The organism is Massilia niastensis DSM 21313 (assembly GCF_000382345.1).
Classification (GTDB): Bacteria; Pseudomonadota; Gammaproteobacteria; order Burkholderiales; family Burkholderiaceae_D; genus Telluria; species Telluria niastensis.
Genome location: NZ_KB908196.1, coordinates 1 through 3,410, shown reverse-complemented (window position 1 = coordinate 3,410; position 3,410 = coordinate 1). Strand labels below are relative to the sequence as shown.

The 3,410-nt window shown below is 62.3% G+C and carries 3 protein-coding genes; 1 reads left to right on the top strand and 2 read right to left on the bottom strand.

Features of this window, described 5'->3' with window-relative positions; genetic code table 11:
* Positions 1 to 209 precede the first annotated feature (209 nt).
* Both H162_RS0129530 and H162_RS0129525 read right to left on the bottom strand, forming a co-directional pair.
* Complete coding sequence (locus tag H162_RS0129530; RefSeq protein ID WP_020657070.1) at positions 210 to 1,178, bottom strand: tripartite tricarboxylate transporter substrate binding protein BugD; 969 nt, start codon at positions 1,176 to 1,178, stop codon at positions 210 to 212.
* A gap of 126 nt (positions 1,179 to 1,304) precedes the next feature.
* The gene (locus tag H162_RS0129525; RefSeq protein ID WP_020657069.1) at positions 1,305 to 2,234 is read right to left on the bottom strand and encodes a LysR family transcriptional regulator; all 930 of its coding nucleotides are present in this window, start codon (positions 2,232 to 2,234) and stop codon (positions 1,305 to 1,307) included.
* A gap of 219 nt (positions 2,235 to 2,453) precedes the next feature.
* On the opposite strand from H162_RS0129525, the gene H162_RS0129515 reads away from it, so the two are divergent.
* Complete coding sequence (locus H162_RS0129515) at positions 2,454 to 3,356, top strand: HTD2 family dehydratase (protein WP_020657068.1); 903 nt, start codon at positions 2,454 to 2,456, stop codon at positions 3,354 to 3,356.
* Positions 3,357 to 3,410: the final 54 nt, after the last annotated feature.

The following is a 3,410-nucleotide window of genomic DNA, read 5'->3' as shown; positions in this document are numbered from 1 at the left end:
GAAGCGGATGGCCTATGGCTACCGGGATAGCGACTTCTTTTTCCTCAAGATCAAAGCCGCGTTTCCCGGAAATCCGTGATGAACCTTTTTTTTTGCCAACTCTCGAGCGGGATGGGCCTCGGAGACGATGCGCAGGAGCGACAGCGAGGCCAACGCCATGATTGACAAGGCCGTCGGCTCGCCGACGGCTACCTTGCCCGCAAGGGATGTCAGTCGGCGAAGGCGCCGGCCTTCTTGTAGATCGGTCCCCACTTGTCGATTTCCGCCTTCAGGTGCGCGCGCAGCCCTTCGGGAGTGGCTTTGTCGGAAGAGACTGGCTCAGCGCCAAGGTCGGCGAACTTGCTCTTGACCTGAGGATCCTTCAAGGCTTCCTGCAGCGCGGCGTCCAGTTTGTCGATCACAGGCTTGGGCGTGCCCTTGGGCGCATACAGGCCGTGCCAGACATACATCTCGAAACCGGGAATGCCTTGTTCGGCCAGCGTAGGGACGTTCGGCAGCGAGGCGACGCGCGCCTTGGTGGTCGCACCGTAGACCTTCACCTTGCCTGTCCGGATCTGCGAGGTGGTCGAGGTGGTCTGGTCGCACAGCAGATCGATCTGGCCCCCGAGCAGGTCATTCATCGCTGGAGCGGTGCCCTTGTAGGGTACGGTGGTGATGTCGGTGCCGAGCGCACTCAGGAAAAGCATGCCGCACTGATGCGAGACCGCGCCCAGGCCCGCGTTGCCCATCGTGACAGCGGTCTTGTTCGCCTTGATATAGGCCAGAAGTTCGGGCAAGGTCTTCGGTGGCAGGTCCTTGCGGGCGACCAGCACCATTGGCACGTCGGCGACCTGTCCGATGTACTCGAAGTCGGTCATCGGATTGAAGGTGAGCTTGCGGTATAGCGCGGGACTGGTCGCCATGCCGTTGTGATGAAGAAGAATGGTATAGCCATCCGGAGCCGCCCGCGCGACCTTGCCCGCAGCCAGCGTGCCGCCTGCGCCGGTGGCGTTCTCGACGATGACGGTCTGCTTGAGCGACTTCGACATGCTCTGGCCAAGGATGCGGGCAATCACGTCGGTCGGGCCGCCGGCGGAGAAGGGAATCACCAGGGTGATCGTTTTGTCCGGAAAGTCGGCGGCCAGCACGGCGGTGGAAGCCACCAGCGTAAATCCAGCGGTAATCAGTTTCTTCAACATCATTGTCTCCTTAACTGGTTGGTGCGGGTGTAGCCCGCTTGTGTATAACCCATCCTAAGAGCTTATGGAAGCCGATGTGAAATAGCTTTTTTTGATACCAGCATCAGGGAACGACATAACTTCGGATCAGCGACCGATCCAGGCCGCGCCCGGCCAGGCCTTCTCCAGCACCATCTCCTTCATCAGCCCGACCAACTCCGCGGCGGCGGCGACGCTCGCCGGCGAAGGCCTGCGCGTAGCGGCACGCGCGAGCACGATACGGCGCGACAGGTCGGGCGTGCCGACCGGCGCACCGGAGAGGCTGCCTTGCTGGAACTCGTCCAGGACAGCGGAACTGGGAAGAATGGTATAGCCGAAGCCCTTGGCCACCAGCGACTTCTGCAAGTCCAGTGCGTTGGTTTCCGCCACGAGCTTGACACTGATTCCCGCCACCGCCAGCGCGTGCTCGATGATGCTGCGCAGTCCATGCGGTGCATTCGGCAACACCATCGGCCGATCCTTCAGCGCTTTCAGCGGAAATGGCGTGTCGGCGACGAGCTCTCCCGGGGGGCCAATGACGTAGAGCCGCTCGTCCAGCAAGGCCTCGACCTGCATGCCCTGCGACGAGCGGGTGTCGTACAGCAGCGCCAGTTCCACTTCGCCGGCTTCCAGCCACTGCACCACATTGCCCGCATAGCCGACATTGACGCTGACCGTCAAGGCGGGGTACTTCGCGTGGAGCCGCGCCACCAGTTCGGCCGCCAGCAACCTGCTGGTACTGGCCAGCAGGCCGATCACCAGCCGTCCGGAGACAGTATTGGACGCCGGACCGATTTCGGCCCGCCCCTTGTCCAGCTCGCGCAGCGCGCGACGTCCGTACTCGGCCATGGTGCGCCCGGCGTCGGTCAGCACCATGCCATGGCGCTCCCGTTCGAACAGCGGCACGCCGCATTCTTCCTCCAGCATGCGGATATGCCTCGACACCGCCGGCTGCACGAGATGGAGCAGTTCGCCTGCCTTGGTGGCACTGCCGGTCTCGGCAATCGCAATCAGTGTACGGATCTGCTTGATGTCCATGGTAGGCAAGGAAGAAGTGGTATCAAGATATTTTATCCCAGCCGCGGATGGAATTCGCTTTCCTGATGGATCTACCCATGATGAACCGTGATGCTGGAATCATTTTTTTCTATTTCTACATTCGAACCATTGAATTCTATGATGAAGCATCCTCTCTCGCTTCGAGGGACCCTCAGCGGCACGATCCAACAACTAACGGCGAGCGACGCTCGATTGACGATGATTGACGATGATTTCGATGCAGGCCTGCTCCAGCAATGGGTAGGAAAGACCGAAGTGCTGCACGATGTGGTGCGCCCGGAAACCGCGGCGGCGCTGGCCGCCACGCTGGATTACCCGGACGCTCCACGGGCAGGGGAGCCACTGCCTCCGCTCTGGCACTGGACCAATTTCTACGCCATCGCGCAGCAGTCGCAGCTGGGCGAAGACGGTCACCCGAAGCGCGGAGGATTCCTCCCGCCGGTGCCCCTGCCGCGACGGATGTGGGCCGGCGGCAGGTTCGTCTTCCACGCGCCGATTCCGGTCGGCTCCAGTGTGGCTCGCACCTCGACCATCCGCAGCGTCAGCGCCAAGGAGGGGAGTAGCGGCCGCCTGGTCTTCGTCACCGTCCGCCATGAGATCAGCCGGGACGGGCAGCTGGCCATCACCGAGGAGCACGACATCGTCTACCGCGGCATGCCGACGCCGGGCAGCGCGGCTCCCCCGCCCAAGCCCGCGCCCCTGAATCCGCGCTGGTCGCGCACCATTCATCCGGATCCGGTCCTGCTGTTCCGCTATTCGGCGCTGACCTTCAATGGCCATCGCATCCACTACGACCGGACCTATGTCACCGAAGTGGAAGGCTATCCCGGGCTGATCGTCCATGGCCCCTTGATCGCCACCCTGCTGGTCGACCTGGTGCGGCGCGAAGTGCCGGGCGTGGAGATTGCGGAATTCCGCTTCCGTGCAGTGTCCCCCCTGTTCGACATCGACGCGTTTTCCGTCTGCGGCGAGCCGGCGGCCGACGGCAAAACCATCAAGCTGTGGGCGCAGAACAGCCGTGGCGAGCTTGCCATGGAGGCGGAAGCGATCCTGCACGCCCCCCCCCTGTGCCAATATAACTTGAGACACCTACCCGATTAATTTAGAGTACAGCGGTAGGTTCCCAACATGCATAACCGAAAGCATCAAATCAGC